The sequence below is a fragment of the Fictibacillus fluitans genome (assembly GCF_030418125.1).
Taxonomy (GTDB): domain Bacteria; phylum Bacillota; class Bacilli; order Bacillales; family Fictibacillaceae; genus Fictibacillus_C; species Fictibacillus_C fluitans.
Map to the genome: position 1 here is coordinate 281,459 of NZ_JAUHTR010000003.1, position 26,999 is coordinate 308,457.

Annotated in this window: 30 protein-coding genes and 1 riboswitch; of the genes, 20 read left to right on the top strand and 10 right to left on the bottom strand. The window is 43.8% G+C overall.

Features of this window, described 5'->3' with window-relative positions:
- Positions 1 to 5 precede the first annotated feature (5 nt).
- Complete coding sequence (locus tag QYB97_RS08625) at positions 6 to 1,196, bottom strand: MFS transporter (protein ID WP_301165579.1); 1,191 nt, start codon at positions 1,194 to 1,196, stop codon at positions 6 to 8.
- A gap of 192 nt (positions 1,197 to 1,388) precedes the next feature.
- On the opposite strand from QYB97_RS08625, the gene QYB97_RS08630 reads away from it, so the two are divergent.
- Positions 1,389 to 1,820, top strand: coding sequence for a MerR family transcriptional regulator (locus QYB97_RS08630; protein ID WP_301165580.1), 432 nt, complete (start codon positions 1,389 to 1,391; stop codon positions 1,818 to 1,820).
- A 23-nt stretch (positions 1,821 to 1,843) separates the two neighbouring features.
- On the opposite strand, the gene QYB97_RS08635 is transcribed toward QYB97_RS08630, so the two are convergent.
- Together QYB97_RS08635 and QYB97_RS08640 are read right to left on the bottom strand one after the other, a co-directional pair.
- Positions 1,844 to 2,479, bottom strand: coding sequence for a flavodoxin family protein (locus QYB97_RS08635; RefSeq protein WP_301165581.1), 636 nt, complete (start codon positions 2,477 to 2,479; stop codon positions 1,844 to 1,846).
- Between the two features lie 126 nt (positions 2,480 to 2,605).
- Entirely contained in the window at positions 2,606 to 4,249 is a 1,644-nt protein-coding gene (locus tag QYB97_RS08640) for a M4 family metallopeptidase (protein WP_301165582.1), read from the bottom strand.
- A 254-nt stretch (positions 4,250 to 4,503) separates the two neighbouring features.
- On the opposite strand from QYB97_RS08640, the gene QYB97_RS08645 reads away from it, so the two are divergent.
- The 6 genes from QYB97_RS08645 to QYB97_RS08670 all read left to right on the top strand — a co-directional run bounded on the left by QYB97_RS08645 (position 4,504) and on the right by QYB97_RS08670 (position 8,715).
- Positions 4,504 to 4,869, top strand: coding sequence for a MarR family transcriptional regulator (locus QYB97_RS08645; RefSeq protein WP_301165583.1), 366 nt, complete (start codon positions 4,504 to 4,506; stop codon positions 4,867 to 4,869).
- Between the two features lie 192 nt (positions 4,870 to 5,061).
- Complete coding sequence (locus QYB97_RS08650) at positions 5,062 to 5,295, top strand: hypothetical protein (protein ID WP_301165584.1); 234 nt, start codon at positions 5,062 to 5,064, stop codon at positions 5,293 to 5,295.
- A gap of 108 nt (positions 5,296 to 5,403) precedes the next feature.
- A complete protein-coding gene (locus tag QYB97_RS08655) occupies positions 5,404 to 5,895 on the top strand; it encodes a hypothetical protein (protein ID WP_301165585.1) in 492 nt (163 codons plus the stop codon).
- A gap of 66 nt (positions 5,896 to 5,961) precedes the next feature.
- The gene (locus tag QYB97_RS08660) at positions 5,962 to 6,804 is read left to right on the top strand and encodes an STAS domain-containing protein (protein ID WP_301165586.1); all 843 of its coding nucleotides are present in this window, start codon (positions 5,962 to 5,964) and stop codon (positions 6,802 to 6,804) included.
- A gap of 231 nt (positions 6,805 to 7,035) precedes the next feature.
- The gene (locus QYB97_RS08665; RefSeq protein WP_301165587.1) at positions 7,036 to 8,010 is read left to right on the top strand and encodes a ring-cleaving dioxygenase; all 975 of its coding nucleotides are present in this window, start codon (positions 7,036 to 7,038) and stop codon (positions 8,008 to 8,010) included.
- 69 nt (positions 8,011 to 8,079) lie between these two features.
- Positions 8,080 to 8,715, top strand: coding sequence for an FMN-dependent NADH-azoreductase (locus tag QYB97_RS08670; protein ID WP_301165588.1), 636 nt, complete (start codon positions 8,080 to 8,082; stop codon positions 8,713 to 8,715).
- Positions 8,716 to 8,759: 44 nt separating this feature from the next.
- Here QYB97_RS08670 and QYB97_RS08675 read toward each other — a convergent pair whose 3' ends face one another.
- Positions 8,760 to 9,581, bottom strand: coding sequence for an MBL fold metallo-hydrolase (locus tag QYB97_RS08675; RefSeq protein ID WP_301165589.1), 822 nt, complete (start codon positions 9,579 to 9,581; stop codon positions 8,760 to 8,762).
- Positions 9,582 to 9,723: 142 nt separating this feature from the next.
- On the opposite strand from QYB97_RS08675, the gene QYB97_RS08680 reads away from it, so the two are divergent.
- From QYB97_RS08680 to QYB97_RS08730, 11 genes are all read left to right on the top strand, one after another.
- Positions 9,724 to 11,079, top strand: a complete 1,356-nt coding sequence (locus QYB97_RS08680) for an amino acid permease (RefSeq protein WP_301165590.1) — start codon at positions 9,724 to 9,726, stop codon at positions 11,077 to 11,079.
- Positions 11,080 to 11,145: 66 nt separating this feature from the next.
- Positions 11,146 to 11,952 carry a DUF2935 domain-containing protein gene (locus QYB97_RS08685; RefSeq protein ID WP_301165591.1) on the top strand — a complete coding sequence of 269 codons (807 nt, stop codon included), beginning with the start codon at positions 11,146 to 11,148 and terminating at the stop codon, positions 11,950 to 11,952.
- Positions 11,953 to 12,145: 193 nt separating this feature from the next.
- Complete coding sequence (locus QYB97_RS08690) at positions 12,146 to 12,679, top strand: RNA polymerase sigma factor (RefSeq protein WP_301165592.1); 534 nt, start codon at positions 12,146 to 12,148, stop codon at positions 12,677 to 12,679.
- Positions 12,680 to 12,684: 5 nt separating this feature from the next.
- Complete coding sequence (locus QYB97_RS08695) at positions 12,685 to 13,188, top strand: anti-sigma factor family protein (RefSeq protein ID WP_301165593.1); 504 nt, start codon at positions 12,685 to 12,687, stop codon at positions 13,186 to 13,188.
- Between the two features lie 11 nt (positions 13,189 to 13,199).
- A complete protein-coding gene (locus tag QYB97_RS08700) occupies positions 13,200 to 14,039 on the top strand; it encodes a hypothetical protein (protein WP_301165594.1) in 840 nt (279 codons plus the stop codon).
- A 128-nt stretch (positions 14,040 to 14,167) separates the two neighbouring features.
- Positions 14,168 to 15,301 (top strand): MGDG synthase family glycosyltransferase, encoded by a 1,134-nt coding sequence (locus tag QYB97_RS08705; RefSeq protein WP_301165595.1) that lies wholly within the window; start codon positions 14,168 to 14,170, stop codon positions 15,299 to 15,301.
- Positions 15,302 to 15,637: 336 nt separating this feature from the next.
- Positions 15,638 to 16,651, top strand: a complete 1,014-nt coding sequence (locus tag QYB97_RS08710; RefSeq protein WP_301165596.1) for a glycosyltransferase family 2 protein — start codon at positions 15,638 to 15,640, stop codon at positions 16,649 to 16,651.
- Positions 16,623 to 17,195 carry an undecaprenyl-diphosphatase gene (locus QYB97_RS08715; protein ID WP_301165597.1) on the top strand — a complete coding sequence of 191 codons (573 nt, stop codon included), beginning with the start codon at positions 16,623 to 16,625 and terminating at the stop codon, positions 17,193 to 17,195. The genes QYB97_RS08710 and QYB97_RS08715 overlap by 29 nt, the downstream gene beginning before the upstream one ends.
- Positions 17,196 to 17,347: 152 nt before the next feature.
- On the top strand, positions 17,348 to 18,328 hold the full coding sequence (locus QYB97_RS08720) for a cation diffusion facilitator family transporter (RefSeq protein ID WP_301165598.1): 981 nt from the start codon (positions 17,348 to 17,350) through the stop codon (positions 18,326 to 18,328).
- Entirely contained in the window at positions 18,289 to 19,188 is a 900-nt protein-coding gene (locus tag QYB97_RS08725) for a hypothetical protein (protein WP_301165599.1), read from the top strand. Before QYB97_RS08720 ends, QYB97_RS08725 begins: the two co-directional genes overlap by 40 nt.
- A gap of 134 nt (positions 19,189 to 19,322) precedes the next feature.
- Entirely contained in the window at positions 19,323 to 19,808 is a 486-nt protein-coding gene (locus QYB97_RS08730; protein ID WP_301165600.1) for a peptidoglycan-binding domain-containing protein, read from the top strand.
- Between the two features lie 111 nt (positions 19,809 to 19,919).
- Here QYB97_RS08730 and QYB97_RS08735 read toward each other — a convergent pair whose 3' ends face one another.
- From QYB97_RS08735 to QYB97_RS08745, 3 genes are all read right to left on the bottom strand, one after another.
- Positions 19,920 to 20,789 (bottom strand): metallophosphoesterase family protein, encoded by an 870-nt coding sequence (locus tag QYB97_RS08735; protein WP_301165601.1) that lies wholly within the window; start codon positions 20,787 to 20,789, stop codon positions 19,920 to 19,922.
- A 127-nt stretch (positions 20,790 to 20,916) separates the two neighbouring features.
- On the bottom strand, positions 20,917 to 21,570 hold the full coding sequence (locus QYB97_RS08740) for an ArsR/SmtB family transcription factor (protein ID WP_301165602.1): 654 nt from the start codon (positions 21,568 to 21,570) through the stop codon (positions 20,917 to 20,919).
- A gap of 63 nt (positions 21,571 to 21,633) precedes the next feature.
- Positions 21,634 to 22,893, bottom strand: a complete 1,260-nt coding sequence (locus QYB97_RS08745) for an MFS transporter (RefSeq protein WP_301165603.1) — start codon at positions 22,891 to 22,893, stop codon at positions 21,634 to 21,636.
- A gap of 170 nt (positions 22,894 to 23,063) precedes the next feature.
- On the opposite strand from QYB97_RS08745, the gene QYB97_RS08750 reads away from it, so the two are divergent.
- Positions 23,064 to 23,921, top strand: coding sequence for an alpha/beta fold hydrolase (locus QYB97_RS08750; protein WP_301165702.1), 858 nt, complete (start codon positions 23,064 to 23,066; stop codon positions 23,919 to 23,921).
- Positions 23,921 to 24,634, top strand: a complete 714-nt coding sequence (locus QYB97_RS08755; protein ID WP_301165604.1) for a GNAT family N-acetyltransferase — start codon at positions 23,921 to 23,923, stop codon at positions 24,632 to 24,634. The genes QYB97_RS08750 and QYB97_RS08755 overlap by 1 nt, the downstream gene beginning before the upstream one ends.
- A 43-nt stretch (positions 24,635 to 24,677) precedes the next feature.
- Here QYB97_RS08755 and QYB97_RS08760 read toward each other — a convergent pair whose 3' ends face one another.
- The 3 genes from QYB97_RS08760 to QYB97_RS08770 all read right to left on the bottom strand — a co-directional run bounded on the left by QYB97_RS08760 (position 24,678) and on the right by QYB97_RS08770 (position 26,564).
- A complete protein-coding gene (locus QYB97_RS08760; protein ID WP_356948171.1) occupies positions 24,678 to 25,283 on the bottom strand; it encodes a zinc metalloprotease in 606 nt (201 codons plus the stop codon).
- Between the two features lie 8 nt (positions 25,284 to 25,291).
- On the bottom strand, positions 25,292 to 25,570 hold the full coding sequence (locus QYB97_RS08765; RefSeq protein WP_301165605.1) for a hypothetical protein: 279 nt from the start codon (positions 25,568 to 25,570) through the stop codon (positions 25,292 to 25,294).
- Between the two features lie 121 nt (positions 25,571 to 25,691).
- Complete coding sequence (locus QYB97_RS08770) at positions 25,692 to 26,564, bottom strand: VanW family protein (protein WP_301165606.1); 873 nt, start codon at positions 26,562 to 26,564, stop codon at positions 25,692 to 25,694.
- 194 nt (positions 26,565 to 26,758) lie between these two features.
- Positions 26,759 to 26,870, top strand: a riboswitch (SAM riboswitch).
- Positions 26,871 to 26,999 lie beyond the last annotated feature (129 nt).

The following is a 26,999-nucleotide window of genomic DNA, read 5'->3' on the forward strand; positions in this document are numbered from 1 at the left end:
TTTAATTAGTGAGAAGCAGTGTCAACATGTGCTAAGTGCTTGCGTCCGAAGGCAACAACCAGCATGGCCAACAGAACAAAGATTGCTCCGGTTACAAAAGGAACATGAGGCGAATACGTTTCAGCCAATTTGTTTGCCAGCCACGGACCAATGGCACCCCCAATAAAGCGGACAAAACTGTAAGCTGCTGAAGCAGTTGCCCGTTCAACCGGTGCTACCTGCATTACTGCGGTGGTGATCAATGTGTTATTTGTACCGAGGAACAGTCCGGCTACAACAACAGCAATGATGACCACAATGGCGTGATCGGTCCAAATCCCCATGGAAAGCAGCGTTAAGGCAAACAAGATCAGCATGGCACACATGGACTTAACCGTACCAAATCGTGCTTGAATCTTTGGTGCTACAAATACAGAAGTAATAGCAAGGCAAAGTCCCCATCCAAGGAACACATAGCCCAAGCCGTGTTCATCGAGATTCATAACAAATGGAGAATAAGCCATCAGCGTGAAGAAACCGATATTGTAGAAAAAGGCTGTAAGTCCGAGTCTGAGCAATCCTGGGTATTTCAAGGCTTTGATTGGATCAAGGACAGAGCTTTTCACTTTTGGTTTCGGTACTTGAGGCATTTTAATCAATAAAGCAAAAAAGGCAATAACCATTAAAACACTTACTCCGTAAAAAGGTCCGCGCCAGGAAATGGAACCGAGTTCGCCGCCAAGAAGAGGCCCCACGGAGATTCCCAGCCCAATCGCTGCTTCATAAAGGATAATGGCTTTTGCGGTCCCGCCAATAGATAGTCCAACGATAGCTGACAGAGCTGTTGCGATAAATAAAGAGTTACCAAGACCCCAACCTCCGCGAAATCCAACGATTTGGGAGATAGCATCAGAGGAACCTGCTAATGCCGAGAAGACAATAATAAGTAAAATACCCGATAATAATGTCCATTTAACACCAACCCGGCTGGAAACAACACCGGTTATCAGCATGGCAACACCGGTGATCAGGTTATAACTTGAAAACAATAACGAAACCTGGCTTGGAGTTGCGTTAAGCTGCTTGGCGATGGCGGGAAGGATCGGGTCGACCAGTCCTAATCCCATAAACGAAATAATAGTTGCAAAAAAGATGACCCAGATGACCAGTGGCTGTTTGGCAGACTGGTTCTGAATCTCAAGCGCTTCTTGACGCATGTTGTAAAACCCCTTTTCATCAAATTTACTTAACAAAGTTAAATGTAATTCATGCGAATTAAAATCAGTACTCAAAAATTATATTATAAGTTAACATTTACGTCAACGTAACTATTTCCTTTTTTATATAGCTTTATGTTATTTTGAGTATAGAGTTTTGGAATCCAATGTTCTTTAAAGGAGATTTTTCAAATGACGGGTTTAAAAATAGATGAAGTGGCAAAGCAAAGCGGACTGACAAAACGAACAATCCGTTACTATGAGCAGATTGGGCTGCTGTCTTCACCGCCTCGAAGTGAGGGGGGATTCAGGTTATATTCAGAGGAACATGTTAATTTTTTAAAGAAGATTACAAATGCCAAAGAAGTAATGGGTTTTTCTCTTGCGGAACTTCAGGAATTCATTAAGCTGAACGATACGCTTGAACTCCAGCGCCATGATTACAGACAGGTGAAGGGAACAGAGCTTCAAAGAGAAAAGCTTGAAAAGGTTCTTGACACTGTTGAGGAGCAGCTAAAACTTTTGGAACAGAAAAAAAAGAATATTCTAAAGGTGGAAGGTGATCTGGTTTCCCTCAGGGATCGGGCAAAGGCAGCCCTTATCCGTTTTGAAGAGGAAAAATAAAAAAGCCGGCAGAGTGGCCGGCTTTAATAGGATTGCTTGATGACATTTCCTTCTGGCGGAATGGGATTTTCCTTGAGCAGGCGAGCGAAATGATAAAGGTTGTACCCCATAATTTCGGCGTGCTGCATGGTAAATTCATTTTCATATCCTTTTGCTTCTATATACGAAGGACCGGGTCCCGCTTCTCCCACCCAATAGGTGTCAACATTTGGCGGGATCGTAAATCCGATGTGCGAGAGTGCATAGATCACAGACCGGCTGACCTGTTTTGCTCCGTCCTCGTTGCCAGTAACTACCACACCTCCCACTTTATTATAAAAGATATATTGACCTTGCTCATTGGTTTCGCTGCTTGCCCCGTAGAGACGTTCAATCAAAACGGTCGTCAAACTGCTCTGCTGGCCAAGCCAGATGGGAGATCCAATGATCAAAACATCAGCTTCTTTCACCTTTTCATAAATAACAGGCCATTCATCCTGGTCGCTGATTGCTTCTCCGGTAACTCCATATTCGATGTTGTAATCAACAAGTGTAATAATTTCTGTTACCATTTCCTTTTTATCAAAAATTTTCACCACTTCATCAATTAAAGCCCTGGTATTCGATGTTTGGTTGCTTGGATTCAGTGTACAATTAATCACAAGTGCCTTTAAAGTCATACCGTTCTCAGCTCCTTTTCCCTCTATTACCTTTCTCTTCTGTACCCCTAGATTCTTTATAAAAACATTCCGCATAAACAACCGCAGGCTTCCTATAGGAAACCTGCGGTGGAATATCCTTATTATTTAGTTTACGCCGACATTGGTCCAGGCTGTTTTCACCGCATTGTACTCTGTGCTTGTGTTTCCGTATAAATCAGCAGCTGCACTAAGTAAAGCAGCACGTGCACCACTGAAATTGGTCGATGGTGTCATATAGCGGGTCAATGCTCTGTAATAAATTTTCTCTGCTTTGGCTTTTCCAATAGCGGTGATGGTATTGTAGGCGGCTTTGTTTGGAATTCCGCTGTTCGTATGCACGCCCCCATTGTCACTGGAGGTGTTGACATAACCGCTCATATGGTCAGGCTGACCGTAAAGTTTTGGATTGGACAAACTGCGCAGGCCGTCTCCGGCTGTGCCTGGTGTATAAACATCTTCTCCCATCAGCCAGTCGTTTGGATCAAGGAAATAACCGAAAACATCGGACATTGATTCATTCAAGGCCCCGGATTGATAGGAGTAATTGAGTCCTGCTGTCCTCTCGGTAACAGCATGGGTCAGCTCATGCGCCACAACGTCAAGTGCGCCAGACAGCGGACGGAAGACTTGTCCATCCCCGTCCCCATAGACCATCTGCGAACCATTCCAGAACGCATTGTTGTATCCCGAGCTATAGTGGACGGTAGACCTGATAGTGGAACCTGCGTTATCAAAGCTGTTGCGGCTGTGTGTATTTTTATAATAATCATATACTTTGCCGGCATAGTAGTTCGCATCCACATCTGCTCCTTGAGAAGTGGAATTCCATGCATTATCAGCATCTGTCGAATAAACGCCGGGAAGGCTGGAACCATTTCGTGCTGTATACGTCTCAATCACGCCGGACATGGCTTTAGTGGTGTCATACAAATAGTAAGTGCCGCCAGAAAGGTACGTGTTCAACGTTTTATAATCTCCAAGAACACCGTAGCCGGAGCCAGAGGTTGGGCCGTCCTGGTTGACGGCGTTAAAGCTTTTCAAAACTTTTCCGCTGGCGGCATCCACATATACCTGCCAGTTTGCAGGATAGGGATCAATGAATTGAAGCGCCACCCGGTAGGCGAGCTTGTATTGATTTTGATCCTTAAGGATGACCAGTTTGGATTTTTCGACGGTGTCGCTGACCTTCGCTCCTTTAAAAGCAAGCGGCTTGCTGTTCTCTTTTTTCGGCTGTTCACCGATATGTTTCCATGCAGCACGGATGGCGCTGATACCTGTAAGCTTTTTGGATGACTTCACGTTCTCGGGAAGATTGGCATGGACGTCTCCATTAATTGCCATAATTCTTCCTTGTTTATCGGTATGGACCATGAACACCGCTCCGTCAACAGGAACCCCGTTAATGGATTGGTTGAACACATAATGTGTCATGCCCAGGCTGTCCTTTTCTTTCGTTACAAGTGTAAGGTGATGAGAAGCATTGAATTGAAAGAGCTGTTTGTTGCTGTCAATAAAGGCAAGAACTTCTTTCTCGGTATGATATGTACCTTTTGAAAGTTTCCCTGCAATAAAGGAAGGAATGGCTTTGTCCTTAGATGTTGTGACTTGGACCTGAGGAGTAAGGGTTTGGCTATTCTCATGAAGAACAAGCTTTTGCGATTTTGTTCCCGGCTCGTTGGCTGCTGCTGCCTGGTAGGCGGAACTGAATAACAGACCTGCGGATAATAATGCAATAACACCTTTTTTCATAAATACCCTCCTAATGTTCTTTATAGGGGGCGCCCTTATCCTCATCATAGCATAGGGGAATATTTACGTTATTGGGAAAAATAGTGTAATTTTCTTTTGATTTCTCTCGTATCCGGCATGATGTTTTCCCAAGTGTCAAGACACTAAAAATAGAGTATAATTTTTTGTCAGGTTTAATTGATAAATTTTGGTTTGTCATAAAGCTGCAGGAGGAATGGTAGTAGAGTAGGATACTAAAAAAGGAGCCTGATACGATGGGTACACGGGGAACAGGCCTGCTCGACAATGAAACAGCAAGTCGTGTCAAAGAAAGATTCGAGGAACTGTTGAATGATGATGTAACCGTCCACGAAGCGACGAAAATGATACTTGATGACTATCACAAGCAATATGACGAACAAGAAGACCTTGAAGTTTTATCACAAGTATATTTCGGGCTTGCTGCCGGACAGCTTGAAGAGGATAAACTGTTGGAGGAAATCAGGACCAGAGCCATTGAGCTTATTGATCGTGGAGCGGACCTGAACCATTGGGAACAGGACGAAGAAGACTATCCCAGGAGAGAGGAAGTTCTTCTTGGCTTTAAAGAAAAGCTATTAGCAAAAGGCAAAGCATTTTAAGAGACAGTACGCCGTACAAGGCAGTACTGTTTTTTTTGACTATGACATTTGTCCTGAAATAATATAAAGATATAATTATTCCCATAATCTCTTTAAATGAAACCTGTTTTATGTTATGATTAATAGAATCAATAAAAAATATTTGGGTTTTTTCGCTTTTTGTCCCTCATATTGGAAAGGGGATTGATGACCATGAATCAATCTAAAATTCAAGAGATGTTGGTCGATTTAAAAGCAAAGCAGTACATTGAATCTGAAATAACCCACACACTAAGTCAAAATAACATTCCTTTCCTTTCTATTAGCTACAGTAAAAGGGAACATGTTTTTCAACTAAAATACAGCGAAAATCAGGAAGTAGTCTCATTTGCAAACGTAACTGCCGCCACTGATGCGATTACCGCAGAATTCTGCAGACATAAATGAGCACCGTGATCACACGGTGTTTTTTTCATGGGTAAATTTGCGGAATGATATTATTGGCATCGGGTTATGGTATAATCAGGCGAAATTAATTATAGAAAGAGGCAAAGCATGCTATCATTTCAAGAAAAAATAGAACTTATAGAAACAAATTTCCCTCAGCTTAACAGAAAAAATATCTCACTCGGACGAGTCAATTACCACCTGGAAGAAAGCAAAAGAGATAAGAAAGTTGTCGTACAGCAGCTGCATCCGAATGGAAACGGCTTTGTGTATGCAGGCCACCTGGACCGCAGGCAAAAGGATGACAAGGAATTGGTTAACATTCGCGAGTACAGCGCAGAAGATCTTATTTCTATCATTTCAAACTCCATAGCGTATTTAAGCAGCGAAGAGTCAGTGGCTGCTCCCAAGCCGAAAGATCCTGTGAAGGAATTTTGGACAGGAGGCGCTGACAATGAAAGGCTGCTTCTTGTGAACGAAGATGAATTATGGAATATTTATGCCGGTCTTAATCTCGAAGCAGCGTTTGAGTCGTATATAGAGGCACATGATTATCTTGTGGAAGAAGGATTCGAGAAAATTTCAAGCACCTCCCGCTAGACATCCGATAATAGGGGAAGTAAACTTTTTGTATAAAGATATTTAATTATACAAGGAGTATTTTCAATGAATAAAAATCAAGAATTACATCAATTTCTTTTAAAAAGGGCCAGGAATCTGACCGAGGAATGGTATAATTCTCTCGATAAATCCAGCACTTCCGGAGTATATACCTCCAATGACCCGACAGTGATTGAAACGCTGAAAGCGCAAAATTACGAGTTCCACATTCATCTATGCGAGGTTCTTGTAAAGCCGGAGGAGATTTTCTTTAAAGAGTTTGCAGATTGGATAGTAAAAATCGCCAAAGATAATGAGCATCAGAGAACGCCCATCCATTTAATCATCAAAGAATTCATGCGGGTACGCCAGCAATATTTTGATTATATCAATGAGTTTGCAGCGTTAAACCGTGATTCTCTGAATCAAGAGGAAATCGATGAATGGAACCGTCTGATGATTAAAGTGTTTGATGCTGTCATGCTGCAATTTATCGAGGAGACACATAAATATTCCACCGACCGGCTGCGTGCCCAGCAGGAACTGCTCAATGAATTAAGCTCTCCGGTGATTTCGCTGAATAACGATACGGCATTATTGCCTCTTGTAGGTGATGTCGATACAGCCAGAGCGAAATTTATTCTGGAAAATACATTAAATCAATGCGTACAGAAACGGATTGGCCATTTGTTTATCGATTTATCAGGAGTGGTGATGATCGATACGATGGTTGCCCACGAATTGTTTCAGCTGATTGATGCGCTTAATCTTGTTGGAGTAAAGACTACATTGTCCGGAATCCGTCCCGAGATTGCTACAACTGCGGTTCAACTGGGTCTTTCCTTTGACCGGGTATCAGTAACCTCAACACTGGCCCAGGCCATTGATTTTAGAGACCAGCAAAAATAAATAGTTATTCACATCCAAAAACAGCATTCACGATTCGTAATGCTGTTTTTTTGAATTTACCGGGCATGAGGGTATGATATACATAAGAGACTATTCAAAAAGGTTTTGCTTAAACTTTATGTGATCTTTGTAAAAGCTTCTTGATCAGTTGTTGTAGCACAAGGTGCGAGCATCCTTGAGCGGAGAACAACTTCTTGCAAGAGCAACAAAGGCTACAAAAAAGGAGGACATATGGAATTAAAAGGGATTCACCACGTGTCAGCGATTACGGCTAAGGCAGGAAAGAATTACGACTTTTACACAAAGGTGCTCGGAATGCGCCTGATCAAGAAGACGGTCAATCAGGATGACACCTCTGTTTACCATTTGTTTTACGGTGATGAAAAGGGAAATGCGGGAACAGAATTAACTTTTTTTGAAATCCCGATGGCAGGAAGAAATCATGATGGCGCCAACAGTATTTCTGAAATTTCGCTGAGGGTAAAAGATGACGAGGCATTGAAATTCTGGAAGAAGCGATTTGAAGAAATGAACGTAAACCATGAGGAAATGTCGGAACGATTCGGCCGTATGTCCCTCATGTTTAAAGATGATGAGGGACAGCGCCTTTTGCTGGTATCGGATGAAACCAATAGAGGAGTGTCTGCGGGTGTACCCTGGGATAAAAGCCCGGTTCCAAAAGAATACGGCATCACCGGGCTGGGTCCCGTCAGGCTGACTGTACGAACGAAAGAGCTTACAGAGGAGGTCATTACCGAGCTTTTAGGATTCAGAAAAAAAGGAGAATACCCGCCGTTTCAGCCCGGACAGCCGGATATTGTGGTGTATGAAACAGGCGAAGGCGGTACAGGGGCAGAGCTTCATATCGAAGAACGAAAGGATTTGGCCCCTGAACGCCTTGGAAGAGGGGGCGTGCATCATGTTGCCTTCCGTGTTCCTGATGAGGAGGAGCTGAGGAACTGGATAGAAAAAGTTCAGAATGCCCAGTTCCCCAACTCCGGATTTGTTGACCGGTTTTACTTTAAGTCGCTTTACTTCCGGGAATTAAACGGTATTTTATTTGAACTTGCCACGGACGGACCAGGATTTGCTACGGATGAAGATATGGAGCATCTGGGAGAATCATTGGCGCTTCCGCCATTTCTGGAGCCAAAACGCCAGGAGATCGAGTCCAGGCTGAAACCGCTGGAAACAAAATTACCGTAAATAAAGGGTATGTGCTTCCTTTCTTTGTATCATATTAATTCTGTACAAAGGATAAAGGAAGGGATACAAATGACAACAGTATTATATATAACGGCGCACCCTCATGATGATACACAATCCTACAGTATGGCGGTTGGAAAAGCATTTATTGATGCCTATAAACAGGCCAATCCAACTGATAAGATTGTTCACCTGGATTTGTACAAAGAACATATTCCTCAAATTGATGTGGATGTGTTCAGCGGATGGGGAAAACTTAGAACGGGTTCTACCTTTGATCAACTGTCAGAAGATGAAAAAACAAAAGTACAGAGACTTTCTGAACTGACCGATCAGTTTACAGCGGCAGATAAATATATTTTCGTAACACCTCTGTGGAATTTTTCGTTTCCTCCGGTAATGAAAGCCTATATTGATTCAATTTGTACAGCAGGAAAGACGTTTAAATATACCGAACAGGGGCCTGTTGGGCTGCTGACTGACAAAAAAGCACTGCATATCCAGGCACGCGGAGGCATCTATACAGAAGGGCCGGCAGCAGGACTTGAGATGGGCCACCGGTACATCGGTGTCATCATGAACTTTTTTGGCATTCCTTCATTCGAAGGTTTGTTTGTGGAAGGGCAAAATCAATTCCCCGACCGGGCCGAAGAGATTAAACAACAGGCGATCACAAGAGCGCAGGAAATGGCACAAAGCTTTTGACCGCATCAAAAAAGCGAAGGCGCATAACGCCTTCGCTTTTTATTTTAGGTAGAGAACCATTCTCCCTTAAGTGCCTTAATGTACCTTTTGGCAGATTGCTGAACCGACTGGGAAGCATTTTCCTTCACAACCCTGTGGAATGCATTGTATAGCCGGCTAAAAGGCAGGGCTTCTACCGTGCTTGCCATGCGTTCCACGGTGGATGCGGGAAGTGGAATTAAATTTGGATAGCTGTACATGAAACTGACCCAATTTCTGTCTGCTGCTACCTGGATAATGTCACCTGTCAGAAGTACCCCTTTTCCGTCATTGCCCAAAGACCAGTGGACAACAGCACCGCCTTTGTAATGACCACCAAGCCTCCAGAGGGTAAGGCCTTCGCTGAGTTCGAGCGTTTCGCCGGACCAAAATTTGATCATCGGACTTGAACGGGTGATCCACTCTTTGTCATCCTCATGAATATAGATTGGTGCGTCAAATGCTTCCGCCCATTCCACCTGGGTGGAATAGTAATGTGGATGAGATAGTGCGATGGCATCAATCCCTCCTAATTGCTTAAGGTGCTCAATCGTTTCATCATCAAGATAGGTCACGCAGTCCCATAAAAGATTGAAGCGGTTAGTCTGTACAAGGTAGGCCGTTTGCGAAATCGCAAAAGCCGGTTCGGTATGTATGCTGTACAGATGTGATTCGTCTTCTTGAATGGTATTTTTGAAATTTTGGTTTTTCATCTCTTTCAGCGTGGTCCATGACTGTCCCGTAGGTAAAACAAATTGGCGTTCCTCTGTGCAAATGATGCAGGATTTGGGAGGGTGCTCGGATGGGGGATATTGTACTCCGCAAGTGCTGCAAATAAATGGATTCATTTCATCCTCCTCATTTTAATTAATTTCTTTATGCCTTGATTATATAGCAAATCACCTGTAGTAATAAACAATTACTGGTAACGGCAGCATTACATATTCTACCCTGATCTACAAAAACTAACGGCAGAACAGGGGTGGTATGATGAGTCAGACGAAATGCGGCTCTCCTTCAGGTGGAAACGGCGGAAGCGGGAATTTGAAATGGTGGCAGCTGCCTTTAATGGGCATTGGCTGCACGATTGGAACAGGGTATTTTTTAGGGTCTTCCATCGGAATTATGATGACCGGACCTTCTATTGTCATTTCCTTTGTCCTTGCTGCGCTCGGAACTTATATTGTTTTTAATGTATTGGCACAGATGACTGCGGAGGATCCGCAGAAAGGATCGTTTTGCGCATATGCCAAAAAGGCATTCGGCCACTGGGCAGGTTTCAGCTGCGGATGGAATTACTGGCTGTCCAATATTCTCGTCATGGGAAGCCAGCTGACGGCTCTCTCCATTTTGTCACGCTTCTGGTTTGATCAAGTGCCTTTGTGGGTGTTTGCAGCCGGCTATGCGATTCTTTCTGTCATTGTCGTGTTAACCGGGACTGATGGCTTTGACAAAGTGGAGAACATCCTGGCCGTTGTAAAAGTGGCGGCTATTTTAATGTTCATTATTATCGCAGGGGCTACGCTTCTTGGCTGGCTGGATGGCGATGTGAAAAAGCCGGGTCTTCCTGACAGCCCAGATGATTTCTTTCATGATGGGTTTCGGGGATTTTGGTCCTCATTAATTTACGCGTTTTATGCCTTTGGAGGCATTGAAGTCATCGGGCTGATGGCGATGCAGCTGAAAAAGAAGGAAGACGGACCAAAAGCGGGCAAAGTCATGATGTTTGTTTTGGCAGGAATTTATGTAATCTCCATGGGACTGGCCGTCACCATGGTTTTTCAGGGCGCGTTTGATGATAAGGAAAGCCCGTTTGTCACAGCTTTGGCTGATTACCATCTTGCGTTTTTTCCGCATGTGTTTAATGGAGCCATAATTATTGCAGGCTTTTCTACCATGACTGCTTCTCTTTTTGGTGTCACCAACCTTCTTTGCACAATGTCAGAGGATGGTGATGCCCCGTCACTTTTCAGCAAGAAAATCAAAAAATTAAAGGATCTGCCGTTAGCCTCACTGGGACTGGGGGCTGCGGGTCTCCTTGCTTCCATCATTACTGCGTTATTGATGCCGGGGAAAATTTATGAATACATCACAACGGCAGCCGGAATTCTGCTTCTATATAATTGGCTGTTCATCCTTATTTCTTCCTTGAAAGTGCTCAAGCAAAAAATGTGGAGCAAAGTGTTTTCAGGTGTGGGGCTTCTTTTGATTGTGGCAAGCATAAGCGGAACGCTCGCTGAAAAAACGATCCGTCCCGGCTTTTATGTAAGTATTCTGTTAGCCGCGATCATTGGCATCGCCTCCTTTTTTATGAGAAAGGTATGGAGAAAAACAGAAACCGGGTGATTCTTTTTTGCATAACTTGTCTTTTTCTTTGATACATATGAAAGAGGTGCAAAGGAGGAGATGAAGATGGACCGGCAAACATGGGAAAAAAGCGCGCGGTTTGAGCATCAGTTCTGGCTTCAGGTGCTGGGGGATCATGCGCGCTTCTTTTTGGATACCCTGGCATCAAAGGAAACGAAAGAAATTGAAGCAGCGAAACGATACAAAGAAGGGTTTGACCGCCTCCTGCAAGAGGCAAGAGGAAATGGAGATCTCAAAAAGCTTACTGCTGCGGCGGAAGAAATGGCGACTTCAATCAGGGATTTTAAGCTTCATATGATCAGGAGGCACCTGACTGGCAAAATAAGCATCCATCTATCACCAACCTTTCTAAACCATATGGTGAATGAGGTGGAAGAATATATAGGAATCCTGAAACATTTAAAGACAGAACAAATGCCGCCGCTTTACCATGAGCTGAATTACCATATGGTATGGCTTCCTGATGCCGCAGGCCATGCAGGAGCGATTTCGGACACAATGGATGCGGTAGAAAAAGATATAAAGGCGCGAAGCAAGGAATACAGCGTTCATTTTGAACAATTTTATATCAAGGCGGTAGAGCTGGCAGGCTATTTAAGGACAAACCTTAAAGAATTTCCGGCCTTGAAACGGATGAATCAGGAAGTGAAGATGGAGATTCTGCTGTTCCGGAAATTTTTAAAAGAGATTGAGGAGCTTGAGCTTTCGCATGAGGTGCTCGGTACGTTTTCCGCCCTGATGGCCGACCATATGGCAAGGGAAGAATGCTATTACCTTACAAAGGTGGCGATGGCCTCGCAGACGGCGGAACCGGGCTGCAACCCCCTAAAACCGAGAGTGGAAGAAAATTAAAAACCTCCTCAGCGGGGCTTTTTTTTATGTTCGTGCTATGTTGGATAATAATGAGAATGAATGAATTCCGCTTGATCCAAAATAAAAGAAAAGAAACAAAAAATAAAAGTGAACTTATTTCATCATTTTACGTCATTTTAAGTAGAAACCATTTTTCTAAAAGGCAGTCTGTCCAGAAACGGGTGAAAAAAGTGTGGACCATGAACTTCAGCAATTAATCGTAAAAGCCAAGAAGGGAGACCAGGATTCCTTTTCTGAACTGATTCAAAGATATAAAAGAAAAGTGTTCCGGCATGCTTTTGCGATGGTCCATGATCAGATGGAAGCTGAAGATATTACGCAAGAAGCTTTCGTCAAAGCCTATTTTTCAATGGATCATTTGAAAGAGGAGTTTGCCTTTTCCTCCTGGCTTACAAAAATTGTAGCCAACCTTTGTTATGACCGGATAAAAAAGAGAGAGAAACAGCCACAGCTGCAAATGGACCCGGAACAAACAGAGTTAATAGCCGATACCCAATCGGAAGTGGAAAATCTGCAGTTGAAAATTAGTTTGCAGCTTGCCATGCAGAAGCTTACTCCCGGGCATCGGACAGTCATTGTTTTAAGGGATATCCAGGGATTTTCTTATCAAGAGATTGCGGACATTTTGGAAATACCGGAGGGGACGGTTAAATCCAGAATTAACTTGGCCCGTAAAGAACTGAGAAAAGAACTTTTGAGGGGGTGATGGTGATGCATGAGGAAATAAATGGACTTCTTTCCGCTTATGCGGATGATGAGCTGGGCAGCAAGCAACGAAAAGAAGTTGAAAAGCATATGAGTGTCTGCGGGGAATGCAGGGATGAAGTGGCCCAGCTGTTGGAATTAAAAACGTTGCTGTCCTCCACGTATGAGGAACTTGAAATGAAAAACAGCAACATGGAGCAAATGGTGTTGGCCAGGATTCGTTCAGAATCTGCACACGAGCCGCAGTCTTCCCGGGGAGGAGTGGCTGCAGCCTTAGCAGGGGCTATGATTCTGATCGCTTTTCTATGGTTCGCCTCATCGGTTATTACGAAAGGGATTCATGTGGGGGTTACTCTCACATCGATATCATTCAGTTTAATCCGTTCAGCCTTTTCGGTCGCGGGAGCTCTGCCGAATCTGCTTGAGATTTTCCTCGTGCTGGCGCTAATCGTGCTGCTGGCATCAGGATGGTCTGTGCGAAGATTACTGGATACAAAGTCAACAGGGTGAGGAGGGCAGCAATGAAAAAGTACCGTATTTTACTTAGCATAACGATTGTTTTCATGACGGCCCTTACCCTTTCAGCTCCAAGCGCTTATGGTGCTGAAAAGAATGTGATCAAACAAAAAGAAGTGATGGTGCCCGCAAAACAAAGTGTGGAAAATGTCATTGTTTTTGGACACGATGCGATTGTAAAGGGCAAGGTGAAAACCGCCGTCATTGTAATTAATGGAGATGTAGATATCAAGAAAAAAGCAAAAGTTAAGGAACTGGTCCTTGTCATCGGCGGGCATGTTAAACAAGAAGCAGGCTCCAAGGTAACCGATAACATCATAGCCGTGAACTTGAACAGTCCATCCCAGAACAGCCTTTTTCTTGGGGGGATGGTCCTGATCAGCGGCTGGCTTCTCCGGCTTATTGCAAACATTGTGCTGGTTTTCTTAACCGTAATTGCCGGCCTGTCGCTTCATAAACGAACAAACAGACTGGCAGGATTAACAAAGGGACAAGCTCCGCGACTAATATTATCTGGAGCCATTATCAGTGCCGCACTGCTGGCTGTAAGTGTATTACTTGCTATTACGGTCATAGGAATTCCAGTCTCCATCCTGCTTTTACTATTTCCGGTACTTGTATTTATTACGGGGCTGGCCATCTATAGCCATCAATTGGCGGCGCAAATTTCCAGCCTGGAGAATAAGCCTCCATGGATTCAGTATTTGACAGGATCTTTTTTGCTGGTTTCCTTGTTCAACTTCCCGATTATTGGCAGTATTTTCTTCTTTCTTCTCTTTTTTCTATCATTGGGAGGAGCTTTTAAATTTCTGTTTGAACGCTTTCGGGCACGCAAAACAAAATAAATATAGTCCCTGGCAGGATTTGCCGGGACTTTTTTTTGTTTGGAATGAACTTTTTGGTCTAACTTCCGTCTTTTTAAGTGTACAAGATTTATTAAATGAAATTTTATTTATAAAACAGGTGATGAAGAATGAAGAAAATATTATTTTTGCCGTTTTTACAGATGCCATCCGGCCACCATCAGGCAGCAGAAGCATTGATCGACATGCTGAAAATCAGAGAGAAGGATATTGTTTTAAAAAAAGTGGACTTGCTGAGCTATATAAACGTTCCTCTTGAAAAAATGGTGACTAAGACCTACTTGAAATGGATTAAACATTTGCCAGGAACCTATGAACTTATATATAAGAACTTTACGTATTCCACCATTCGAAGAGAATCCTTTAAAGGATATAATCTGTTGTTTTTAAAGGCAATGTACAAGCTTTTGGAGGATGAACAGCCTGATGTTATCATATGCACGCACAGCATACCCTCTTACCTTGTGAACGAATTAAAACGCAAGGGGAAATGTGACATACCTGTCATGAATATTTATACTGATTTTTTCATTAATGACGTATGGGGTAAAGAAGAAATTGATTACCATTTCGTTCCTAATCAGGACATGAAAACAAAACTTATGGATGAACACCATATTCTTCAGGAGAAAATCATTGTTTCGGGTATTCCGGTTCATGAGCAGTTCAAAAGAAAATCAACCAATTTACCAAAGGGCAGCAGAAGAAAAGTATTGATCTCAGGCGGCAGCAGCGGATTGGGTGATATCTATGAATTGATTACCGCAGCGAGCTCTTCCAACACCTTTGATTACTATGTTTTGTGCGGAAAAAACAAAAAGCTGTATGAAAAGATCCGTTCGCTGGGTGCGGTGAATATCCATCCTCTGCCGTATATTTCATCACGGAGCGAAATGAATGATTGGTATGACAGGGTAGATGCCATCGTTACAAAGCCTGGCGGAATTACCGTGAGTGAAGCACTAAGGAAAAACCTGCCGATATTTGTACATTCCGTACTCCCGGGACAAGAAGAAATCAATCTTGAGTACTTGGAGGAAAAGAATTTGGTTTTCCGGATCAACAAGTCCTTACCGCTGGAATCTCAGTTGAAACGCGTACTGCGAAATCAGCCTGCCATGAAAAATTGGCAATCCGCCAAAAATGCTTATGAAAAAGGGCTCGAAATGCTATCGCCTGATCAGATTACTAAATTTATTCAATCCTTGCTGGAGCCGGCGTTTACCTTAACCCGGCAAGCTTAACACATTCATTACATTCTGACAGGTGTATATCGTTTGTTCAGAGGGAATCAATTAACTGAAACCCAATATTTAACTGTTGCAGTAATGATCCTTCTGATCTATCTCTCCCCCGATTCTTCCTGGGGAGATTGCTTATATACGCATTCATGATATTTTGGACTCCATTAAAAGGAGCTCAGTAGCGTGTCTGGCTTCATGCCCTCTTTCCATCGATGCTCGCGAATGCCAAACAAGATCACTTGATATAAAAAAGGTATTCACCGATCCTCATTCGGTATGGAAGGTATTCATACCAGAAGAGATGAACTGCAGCATGAGCGAAAGGAAGTGGAACTGATGAATCAACCGGTTGTGACCATAGTGGTTCCCTGCTATAACGAAGAAGAAGTCCTGGGTGAAACAACCAGACAATTAACTTATCTGATGGAAGATCTGGAGACAGACAGATGGATTCATCCGCAAAGCAGAATCCTGTTTGTTGATGATGGCAGCAAAGACGGGACATGGGAACTCATTGAAAAAGAAAGTCTGGTGAATGGATTTGTTACAGGCTTGAAATTGTCCCGCAATGCCGGCCATCAGAATGCGCTGTTAGCCGGGCTCATGGAGGCGAAGGATTTTTCCGATTGCGTGATTTCCATTGATGCCGATTTGCAGGATGATATCGGGGTGATCCGTGATTTTATTCTAAAATATAAAGAAGGATGCGAAATCGTATACGGTGTCCGCAAAAGACGGGACAGCGATACCTTTTTCAAGCGGGTGACCGCTAATGGTTTTTACGGATTCATGAAGAAAATTGGTATCGATCTTATTCCCAATCATGCAGACTTTCGCCTGATGAGCAAACGGGCACTTGTTGAGCTATGCCGCTATGAAGAGAGCAATCCCTTTTTGAGAGGGATTATTCCGCTGATCGGGATGAAAACGGCGAATGTATATTACGATCGAAAAGAGCGGCTGGCAGGAGAAACGAAATACCCGTTAAAAAAGATGCTGGCCTTTGCAGCGGATGGAATCACTTCGTTCAGTATCGTCCCCATTCGATTTGTTACAGTGATTGGCGTTATGGCGGTTTGTCTCAGTATGCTCACAGGGGCATACACAATGGTGCATAAAATAGTGGGAAATACAGCAGCCGGATGGTCATCATTGATGGTTTCAATCTGGTTCATTGGCGGTCTGCAGCTGATGGGAATTGGGGTTATCGGTGAATATATCGGGAAAATTTTCAGAGAAGTAAAAAGGCGTCCGAAATATTCGATTGAAACAAGTCTTAATTTGAATAAAGTGGGAAATAAGCCAAAAGAAAGGGAAGAAAATGAACTACCAGTGGTTTCAAGATATTAATAATTTGTCCGTTTCTCATCCTGTATTGGATGGTTTTATGATCTTTTTAAGCCAAAAGGCGCTTTATATTTATGCTATTGTTCTTTTGGTTTTTTGGATGAGGGATGTTTCGTATAAAAGGTTAGCAATCTATTCCGGAATAACTGGAATTGTTGGGCTGATCGTAAACTATATCATCACTCTTTTTTATTATGAGCCAAGGCCGTTTGTCAGCCACCATGTGCATTTATTGTTCAAACATGCTGCGGATGCTTCATTTCCGAGTGACCATACAACAGGAGCATTTGCCTTATCGTTTGCCGTATTCCTAACCCACAAAAAGCTGGGAAGTGCCATGCTGGCAGCAGCGGCGTTAACCGGGTTATCACGAATATGGGTAGGACAGCACTATCCTCTTGATGTTGCAGGAAGTATAGTGGTGGCAGGGATAATCAGTATTCTGATTTATATGATGTCCCCTGTGATTGATCCGTTTGTTAAAGTCCTTATTCGTAAATACACTCAGGTTCAACATCACGTAAAGCATGCCATTTGGAGCAAATAGTCAGCCAGTTACCCTTTCCTTCCTATTGATGAATCGCTAAAATAGGGAGGAAAGGGTTTTTTTAGTCCGCAAGAAAGGTAAATAAAGTGTAGGTAAAGATCACAGAGGGTAAAATGAAATTGAACTATATACATAATGAGAGAGAGGATCCAATGGGAAGATTATTTAAATCATTAAAAAACGGTAACAAATCCGCTTTCCTGGCGGCGATTGTGAACACGATTATCGCCATAATCAAAGGCGGAACCTATATGTACACGGGAAATGTGGCGATGTTCGCAGAAACCATGCACAGCCTTGGAGATGCGGCCAATCAATTTTTTGTTTTTATTGGTTCGGCATTGAGCAAAAGAGGTGCGACGAACCGCTTTCCGAATGGATTTGGCAGACTGGTTCACCTGGTCCTGCTCGGAGCCGTTATTATTGTGGGAATTATGTCTTTTGAAACCATTAAGGAAGGTTTTTCTCATATTTTCCACCCAACGGAATCTACCGGTTTTGCAATTAACATTGCGGTGCTCGGTGCCGCAGTTCTGCTTGAAGCGTTTGTTCTCTTTAAAGCAATGAGAGAGATTATGCATGATGTTGGCGATACAACGAGTGGTTTTGGGGTTTTCCTTAAAAGCTTCGGCCATCTGCCAAAAGCCAAACCAGCCACCAAACTGGTGTTTATGGAGGATCTCGTGGCGACAGCGGGAGGAATTCTGGCAATCATCGCTATCGTCATCTCTCATTTTACCCCTTTTCATCAGGCGGAAGGAATTGCTTCGATTATTATTGGTCTCATGATGTTCTTTGTTGTAGGAAAAGTATTTCTTGATAATGCAGCAGGAGTCCTTGGAGAAGCGGATGAGGAAATGGAAGACAAAATTGGAGAACTTGCCTTGCGTGACCCTGAAGTGAAAGACGTAGTTGAAGTGGTTGTTATCAAGGAAGGCGAGGAACTTCATGTGGAACTTGAGGTGGAGGTCGATCCTTCACTGACTGTTGCGCAGGCCGACGATATTAAAGACCGGCTGGAAGAAAAGATTATGCAGGAAAAAGGAGTCACCGATGTCACCATCGAATTTGATGAAGACGATGGGGTACTGCGGTGGGAAAAGCAGAAGATGCAAGAGAAAACAGAAAAATAAGCTTTATTTTGTTAAAAACAAGGGAATTCCTTACGAGGAATTCTCTTGTTTTTGGTATTTGCACAGAAATACTGGCCGAAAAGCGAAAGTTACTGTCCAGAATCATCAGGTTACTGGCCGAAATTCAAACTTTACTGGCTTGTTTCAAGAATTTACTGTCCGACCGGCTTAAAACATGCCAGGAGGGTAGTAATAAGGATAAAACACCTGCTGAGCTGGCTGTCCCTGCTGCTGCCCACCAGGCATACCGGGGAAAAGCCCGGGGATCTGAGGCATCTGCTGCTGCCCACCCTGTCCCTGTTGGGATTGTCCGCCTTGCTGTCCCTGCTGCTGCCCGCCGGGCATGCCGGGGAAAAGCCCGGGGATCTGAGGCATCTGCTGCTGCCCACCCTGTCCCTGTTGGGATTGTCCGCCTTGCTGTCCCTGCTGCTGCTGACCGCCAGGCATCCCGGGGAAAAGTCCTGGCATCTGAGGCATCTGCTGCTGTCCACCCTGTCCCTGCTGAGCTTGCCCGCCTTGCTGTCCCTGTTGCTGCTGCCCGCCAGGCATGCCGGGGAAAAGTCCTGGCATCTGGGGCATCTGCTGCTGTCCGCCTTGTCCCTGCTGAGCTTGTCCGCCTTGCTGTCCCTGTTGCATCTGCCCGCCGGGCATGCCGGGGAAAAGCCCGGGGATCTGAGGCATCTGCTGCTGTCCCTGAGGGTAAAAGCCATGAAACCCGGGAGCCTGTTGGCCTGAGCCCTGACCGGGAAGTTGGGGAAACATTCTTGGGTTGGAATGCTGCCCATAAAATTCATTCATCCAAAAACCTCCTTATTTTCACACTGAATATCCTATTCTTCCTTGAGCCGCGTGGACACTAATTCCAAAGATACAGAAAGAAAACAGGGCATTGGTCATAAGAATGATAGGGTTCAATTTATGAAAAGGGGGAAATTTCAGAAGGAGGGGAAATTTGTAAGGGGTTTGCACCAATTAATAAAAGGGAGATGGCATTGTGAAGAAAATAGTAGCCAGTATGGTAATTGTTCTTTTGGCTTGGGGAATTTCCTTTTCTACCGCATCTGCCTCGGCACCCGGGTTTCATCATCCGGCCGACTGGGATAAAAACTCGATTTTGCGAAAAGACACCCGCGGGGTTGAAGTTAAAAACATGCAGTACATCATTAACGTTCTTCGATTTTACACCGATTCTTCCGTTATTGATTCGGATGGGATTTTCGGTCCGAAAACAGAAGCGGCAGTAAAAAAATATCAAAAAACGCATAATTTAGTCGTTGACGGCGTGGTTGGGCCCAGAACGTGGGACAGCTTTTCTCAATATATTGAAAAAAGAGGAACCAACCGATACGGAGCAGGCGGGTACATGGCGCTAAGAGTTGAATGGAAGTACGATAGCAGCGATACCTATTCTCCGTCAAGGGCATATATTTATGGGAATGGCGAAACATTAACCGACTCGTACCGCTTATATGCCAATTAAGGCAGGCAGGAAAATCCTTGCATATTTTCCTTCACTTTAAACACCCTTCCGTTTTACATGCTTAATAAAAAGCTGTTCTTTTCAATTGGAAAAGAACAGCTTTTTCTCTTTTTAAATACATGCTCTCCGGGGCGTTCCAGTGACTCTCCATAAAAGAGGCGCCGTTATTAATTCCTTGTTCACAAAAAACTCAGCCAGACTGTAATCATTTAAGATTAATGGTGGTTCAAGGTCCAGGGGGGCTCCGGCAGCGCCTGAAAGAACAAAATCAGTTCCCTGCCCAAGGGTAAAAGTGCCGTCCTTGTTTTTCCATATAAACTGTTCGTCATATGCATGCACATGGCTGACCATTACTTTTTTGACACCATGCTGCTGAATCATATCAAAGAAAATATGGCTCTGAGTAGTATCCACCGGAAACCCGCCTAAATCCGCCCATCGTCCGATATTGGGCTGGGCATGCATAGCCAGGACGGTTTGCCGGGGACTGGTCATCAGTTGGCGCCGTAAATAATTCAATTCATTGTCTGTGAATCCGTAGATTTTATTCCCGGGACTGATGATATTGTTAATGGCTATGGTTCTGAAATTAAACTTGAGCACATCTATAATCCAGTGAACTTTGCCGATCGTAGCACGGAAATTCGCCAGATTACTTTCCGGGATAGGTAATTCATCATGATTTCCTACACATACAAAAACAGGGATATCCTTTGCGATTCGTTTGACCACCCGGACAAAATCCTCCAGGTATTTCTTTTCTCCGGTGAATACGGTATCACCGCCATGAATAATAAAAAGGGGATCCAGGTCGACGGCTTTCTGTAATACCAGTTCAAATTCTCCACTCATGGTGAAACAATTATCTTCAGGGCCGCGGCCTCTGCTGTCTCCAAGAAAAACAAAGTTAAAGCCATGATTCCCCAGACAGCTGATCCGCTCCTTCAGCAGTCTTTCCGAACGTTCATGTAAGGTTTGCACGTTTATATACCTCCAGAAAAACAATCTGCACGTTAAATGAAAGCTATGATGTCACTATATGTAGGAGCGCCTTATCGGTGCTTTTACAAAAAAAACCGCCTTCAGCATGTGCTAAAGGCAGCTATATTTATTTCTCTTCCTCGTTTTCGGTTACGACTCCTAGTTCTTCTGCGTCCTCAATCCGGTAACTGAGCAAAACGTACTGGTAGGTACCGACTTTGTTTGCTTCTTCTTCAGAGGTAAAGGAGCGTTCGGGCCATTCGTAGTCTTTCTTTTCATTTTTACCGAGTGCTTTCATGATGGCAGGAAAGGATTCTCTCCATTCTTTGGCAGTCATGCGGTCACTGGAGGAATTAATGGTAACGTGATACGGCATTTCATTGAGTTCTTCGCCATGCTTTCTTTCTTCCCGCAGCTTGGCGAGCGACTTTTCGTATAGCTTCAGTGCGGGTTCAATGAGCCGGTACGTTAGGGAAAGAGCTACCTCCGGCTGTTCCGCCTGTGCCTGTAAATCTCCGCGGTATAATACATCGTCCATATTGATGGTTTGATAATATTTCTCCACCAAGTTGCCCAGCTGCTTTGTTTCGGCCACTGCCAAAAGCTCGGCATCCTCAAGCTTTTTTACATGATAATAAAGTCTTGAAGGATGTTCATTTAATTCAGCAGCCAGCTGTTTAACGGTGATCGGCTGTTCGGAAGCAAGATGAAGAATCCTCAGGCGTCTGGGATCAGAAAAAATCTTCATTAAATCGATTGACTGTGTTTTCCATTGTGCCACGTTATATCCCACCTAAACATTGTGTTACTAAAAAGAATACCACAATTCAAAGGTTGTACGTGACTAATCAATGGTGCGAATGATTTTGCTCCTCCAAAGAACAGTTAGGACAAAAAGGGTAAGGGCGATGCTTGAGTACAAAATAATCATGTCGATTGGAAGGCCGCTCGAGAGCAGGGCAGAAACAAGGGCAAAGGAAAGCGGTATAAAGCCCATCGAGGCAGTTGACATCAAACTTTGGACTCTTCCCATCATCCGTTTCTCCGTCATCTCCTGAACCAGAGAAGGAGCAATGATATTGGAAATGGACAGGCAGATTCCGGCAAGCGACAAGATCAGGATTCCGTGCCACAAGGCGGTCATTTGGCTGAGAAAGATATTTAAGAATGAAAGTACGGCAATCAGTGAAAGGCTGATGATTGGCCGTTTACTTTTGATGTTCAGTATGCCGGTAAGAAAAGCCCCCGCCACCATCCCAAGCGCCAGCGAGCTTTCCAGATAACTTAGGGACAGAACATCCCCTTTCAGCTGCTGATCCACCATTAAAGGCAGTCCAATATTCAAGGGACCGACAAGCAGCAAATTAACGAAGATGGAAGTGAACATGGTGAGCAGCAGATAGGGGACCGTCCTGACGTAAATAATTCCTTCCTTCAGCTGCCTGAACACCGGCTCTTTCTGCTTGCTGACAGTGGACGGGTTTTCAGGATGGCGGATTTGACCGATTAGTATGCTGCTGCAGAATAGCAACATGGAGGTGCATACAAAGACACCGAAAAACGAGCCGAATTTAATCATAAAACCTGCGATGACCGGACCCGTCAGCAATGAAAGCTGATTGGTCGTCTGCACGAGAGAGTTGGCGCGGACGATCTGCTCTTTTTTAACAAGGGTGGGAAGCATAGACTGGTTGGCAGGCCAGAAAAAAGCGTCTAGAACGCCAAAAAGAAGAGCAAAAGCACCAAGAAGGTAAAGGTTCATACTGTGGTTCAGGATAAGTACAGCCAATCCAAGAACCAGCAGTCCCCTGGTTGAATTTGTGATTAAAATTATGTGGGACCGCTTTATACTGTCAGCCATTACTCCTCCAACGGCCATGAGCAACACACGGGGGATGGTGGTGAGCATCATTATAATTCCCAGCTTGGAAGGCGCTTTTAGTGCCTGAAGAACAAACCATGTTTCTGAGATTAAGTAAATCGAGAAGGATAATCCCGTAAAGATGCTGGCAATCCACAGAAATAAAAATTGCCGGTTGGCGAGGATGCCTCCGAATCTTTGTTTTCTTACCATCCTTTGTTCTTGGGCCAAAGTGGTCGCCATTATTAAATCTCCTTCCTACTAAAATATTATTTATTGTTAAAATTTATTTTAATGGTAAAAATCAATTTAGTGAACAAAAATCGTTCGACAAATGGCAAAAAGGAATTTTGTAAAGGAACAGAGAATGTTGTTTTAGTATAGAAGACGAAAGAGCAGAGAGAAGGATAATGATGACCACTTGGAAGACATTGATGATTCCAACAAAAAGGGGCATTTTTGAAGTGTTCAGTAAAGGGGAAGGTGCGCCGTTATGTGTATCCCACCTTTATTCAGAATTCAATGAAACAGGGGACCGTTTTGCTGACACGTTCACAGAGTCGCATCAGGTATTTCTGATTAACCTGAGAGAAGCGGGAAGATCAGAAGCGGCTCATGAACCACATCAGCTTAGCATGATTGAAACTGTACTGGATCTTGAAGCGGTAAGAGAAGAACTCGGTTATCCCGTCTGGCATTATGCGGGACATTCCACAGGAGGAATGCTGGGACTGGTATATGGAATATGGCATTCTGAATCCCTTGAATCTTTAATCATAGCCAGTGCGGCGGCACGAGAATATGCGTCTTCATCCCCTTTTTGCATTTATCATCCGGAGCATCCGCAATTTGCAAACATGCAGTCGCTGATTGAGCAATTAAAAACAAATCTCCCGGCTGATGAAAGAAACCATTTGGCCAGAGAACGGACTAAATTATCGCTGTATGAGCCTGTAAGATATGATGAGTATTTTTCAGGAGATGTCCATAAATCCATGTCCGCTCGGCGGATGGAGTTCTTCTCAAGGGAGATCCTCCTTTTTGATGTAACTAGGCAGCTGTATAAAATCAGTACCCGAACGCTTGTAGCTTGCGGGCTCCACGATGTTCAGTGTCCGTTTGCTTTCTCAAGGGAAATGGCGGAACTTATTCCCGATGTGCAGCTTGCTGTTTTTGATTACAGCAATCATTATCCTTTTTTGGAAGAGAAGGAAGCCTTCCAAAGTGTGATCAACAAATTTTATCAGCAAAAGACAGTAGGGGAAGGCTGATGAAAGTGAAAGATGGAACCCCGGAATATATTCTGATTGAACCTACAGAGGAAATAGTGGAAATAAACGAGTGGAAAAAGGGGATAGTAGCGGTCCTCCAAAAGGCTGAAATAGAGGATGTCAATAGAGTAGGAATAACGCTTCATCGCAATCACCAAGATTTTGAGCAACGCTCCGATTACTTAATTCGTTCTGGTTTTGAGCATTATGCATCAAAAGTCGATGTGTATCGCGAATTGGATGACATGGAAGAGTACCATCCCTATACGTGGCGAACACTTGAAGATCACCGATGTACTGAAGAAGGTTTTATGGAGTTATGGGGAATGTGTATGCAGGGATCGGATAATGCAGCATCAACTCTGTCGATGGAGCAGCATCTTCAGTCGGTTAAGCTTGAGCTTGGCTTCAGATGGAAACATTCCTGCAGGATTTTTTATCAAGAAGATCAGCCAATCGGAATAGCCATCCCCCATATCGAACAGGGTACAACAACTGAGGGACGATTGTTTTACTTTGGGGTGCTTCAAGGCATCCGGTCAAAAGGAACAGGAACATGTATGCACAGACAGGCGCTGACCTGTTTAAAGGAGATGGGTGCGAAATATTATGTTGGAAGCACACATCAGAAAAATTTAAAGATGCAGCGCGTGTTCCAAAAAAACGGCTGTCATATAACTGGCTGTACAGAAAGCTATTATAAATATTATTAAAGAATAAAAAAACAGCCCGCCAAAAAAGGCGGGCTGCTGTATGTTAATCAGCAGGATGGCTTTTTAACTCGATGCCTTTAAGCGTATTCAGGGCTGCAAGTCCGTCGCTCGGACAACCGCTTGACTGTTCCATCGGCATTAGAGAAAAGAATACATAGTAAAACGAGAAGTACGTAAATTGATAAAAGAATAGGTTTGCCTCCAAGATGCCTTGAAGAACGAGAGAGTTCAATAAAAGAATGGCTGCCAGATTAAAAAGAGAGCCGCCAAGGTAAACGAGAACTTTGGAATATTTGCCGCCTTCTTTTAATGACACATATTCACACCAGCCATCGTAAAAGTAGAGTTTACGGATGCGAAGAGGTCCTACTTTCATTAGCACATTTCCTGTACCTACGTGCATCCGGACCTTTCCGCCAAAAATACGGGCAAAAAAATAGTGACCAAATTCATGCAGTAAAGTCACACCAGGTAATACCAAAAAGAATGAAAAGAAAAATTTCCAGATTTCTGTGAAGCCAAACAAAGCAGCCATCTCCCTTACAGTGTTACATGCTTTATCTTTCTTCCTTAAAACCGCTTTAAGCAAACATGTAATTTCCTCCATATGAAAAAAGCCCGGCAGATCACCTGCCGGGCTTTCGTACATTTTATTTATTAACCTTGGAATAGTGCCGAATGAAGAACTTCATTGGAAGCTGAAATAACATTGAACATAAATGCGCCCCACCAAAGCATGCGGCCACGGGATGATACTTTTCTCCAGCGTGCACCTTTGCCATGCTCTTTAAAATAAATAAGGGCAGCTAATGCCGTAATATTAAAGAAAATCATGCTCCACCGGGCAACTGCCATGTACGCCGGGCTGACCAATCCGCCAGCAAGAAGCAATCCGTTGATTAGAAATAGCATATAGAAAAATGGAAGACTTTTCATGTCATCACTCTCTCCAATTGATGATCAAATCCTCATTTATTCTATCACCCTGACCATGGATTTGGAATGGGTTTGTGCAATGGTTAACAATGTTGACACAATTGATGGAGAGAAGAAACAGTTACCTTTTTTTCTGAGGAAGATTGATCACATCTGAAGAAGAAATCATGACCATAATGCTCCCGCCGTAAGCCTTTGCACGGATCAGGATAGGCTGGTTAAAACGGTTTTGAAAACGGAAATCAGGACCATACCAGCTTACGGTCGCATCCCGGCCTTTCGGAACATAGGGAACCCTGCGGGTATGGGAATAGCGCTGGACAATATGCAGTCCGGCGCGGTCCACTGCATTGAACAGCGTGGAAGACACCTGACAGATGCCGCCGCCGACTCCTTCGGACAGTTCACCGCGGACAATCACCGGAGCCCGCATATATCCTTTTGCCTTTGTCCGGTTTCCAACCACCTTATTGAAGGAGAAGGTTTCCCCGGGAAAAACGACGTGATTGTCAATCGCTTTGGCAGCCAGTGAAATATTATGAATTCGAGCGGCTTTGGAGCGGTTAAAGTACGTCATATACTGGCCGAGATGATTGGTCCGTATGTTTCCGAGCAGTTCACTGTCAACCCGGGGGTGGACCGTCAAACTCGGAATTTCTATTTTTGCGGGACCTTTACTGAAGAACTCTGCATAAAATTGATCCCTGAACGCACCCCGATAGAGCTTAGAACCATTTTGTCCAGGAGAAATTCCTCCGTAATCATTGATTCGTGCGTTGATGGGCGGACGGTACACCTGCCCTTCCAGCTTATCCGTAAAATGCTTAAGTTTTTCGGTATCAATAACAGGGGTCCCTGGAAGCGGAACCATAAAATCCTTACGCTGTATAATGGCGATTGTCTGTCCCTGCTGCACAAGTGAGATGCTGTCCGGCGGGTTGACAGGGACTGGCTGCACAAGCAGAAGTATACTCGTTAACCAAGAAAGTAACATAGTCGAAAACCTCCCAACAAATAGTATGGGATAGGGGCATATGTTTTATGTGGAGATTTTGGAGCTGGCCACCAGGGGTTAAATTCACTATTTTTAGATTTTTTTGAAAAACGCATTGACTTTCAATAGAAGACCTGTTTTAATTACAAGTAATCCGATAAGGATTATCTTTTATTCAAAAAACTACATACTCTATCTTATTAAGAGAGGTGGAGGGAATTGGCCCTTTGAAACCTCGGCAGCGGACTCTTTCAATTGAAGAGAACTGTGCCAAATCCAACAAGCCGCAAGCTTGGATGATAAGAGAAGCATGAACTTCACTTCTTCTTTCCGTCCCTTTGGCACGTTGGAAGAAGTTTTTTTATGCTTAAAACCGAATAGCAAACAGCTTATTAACGTCGACCGGACAACCGGAGACCATTTTTGTTTATTAAA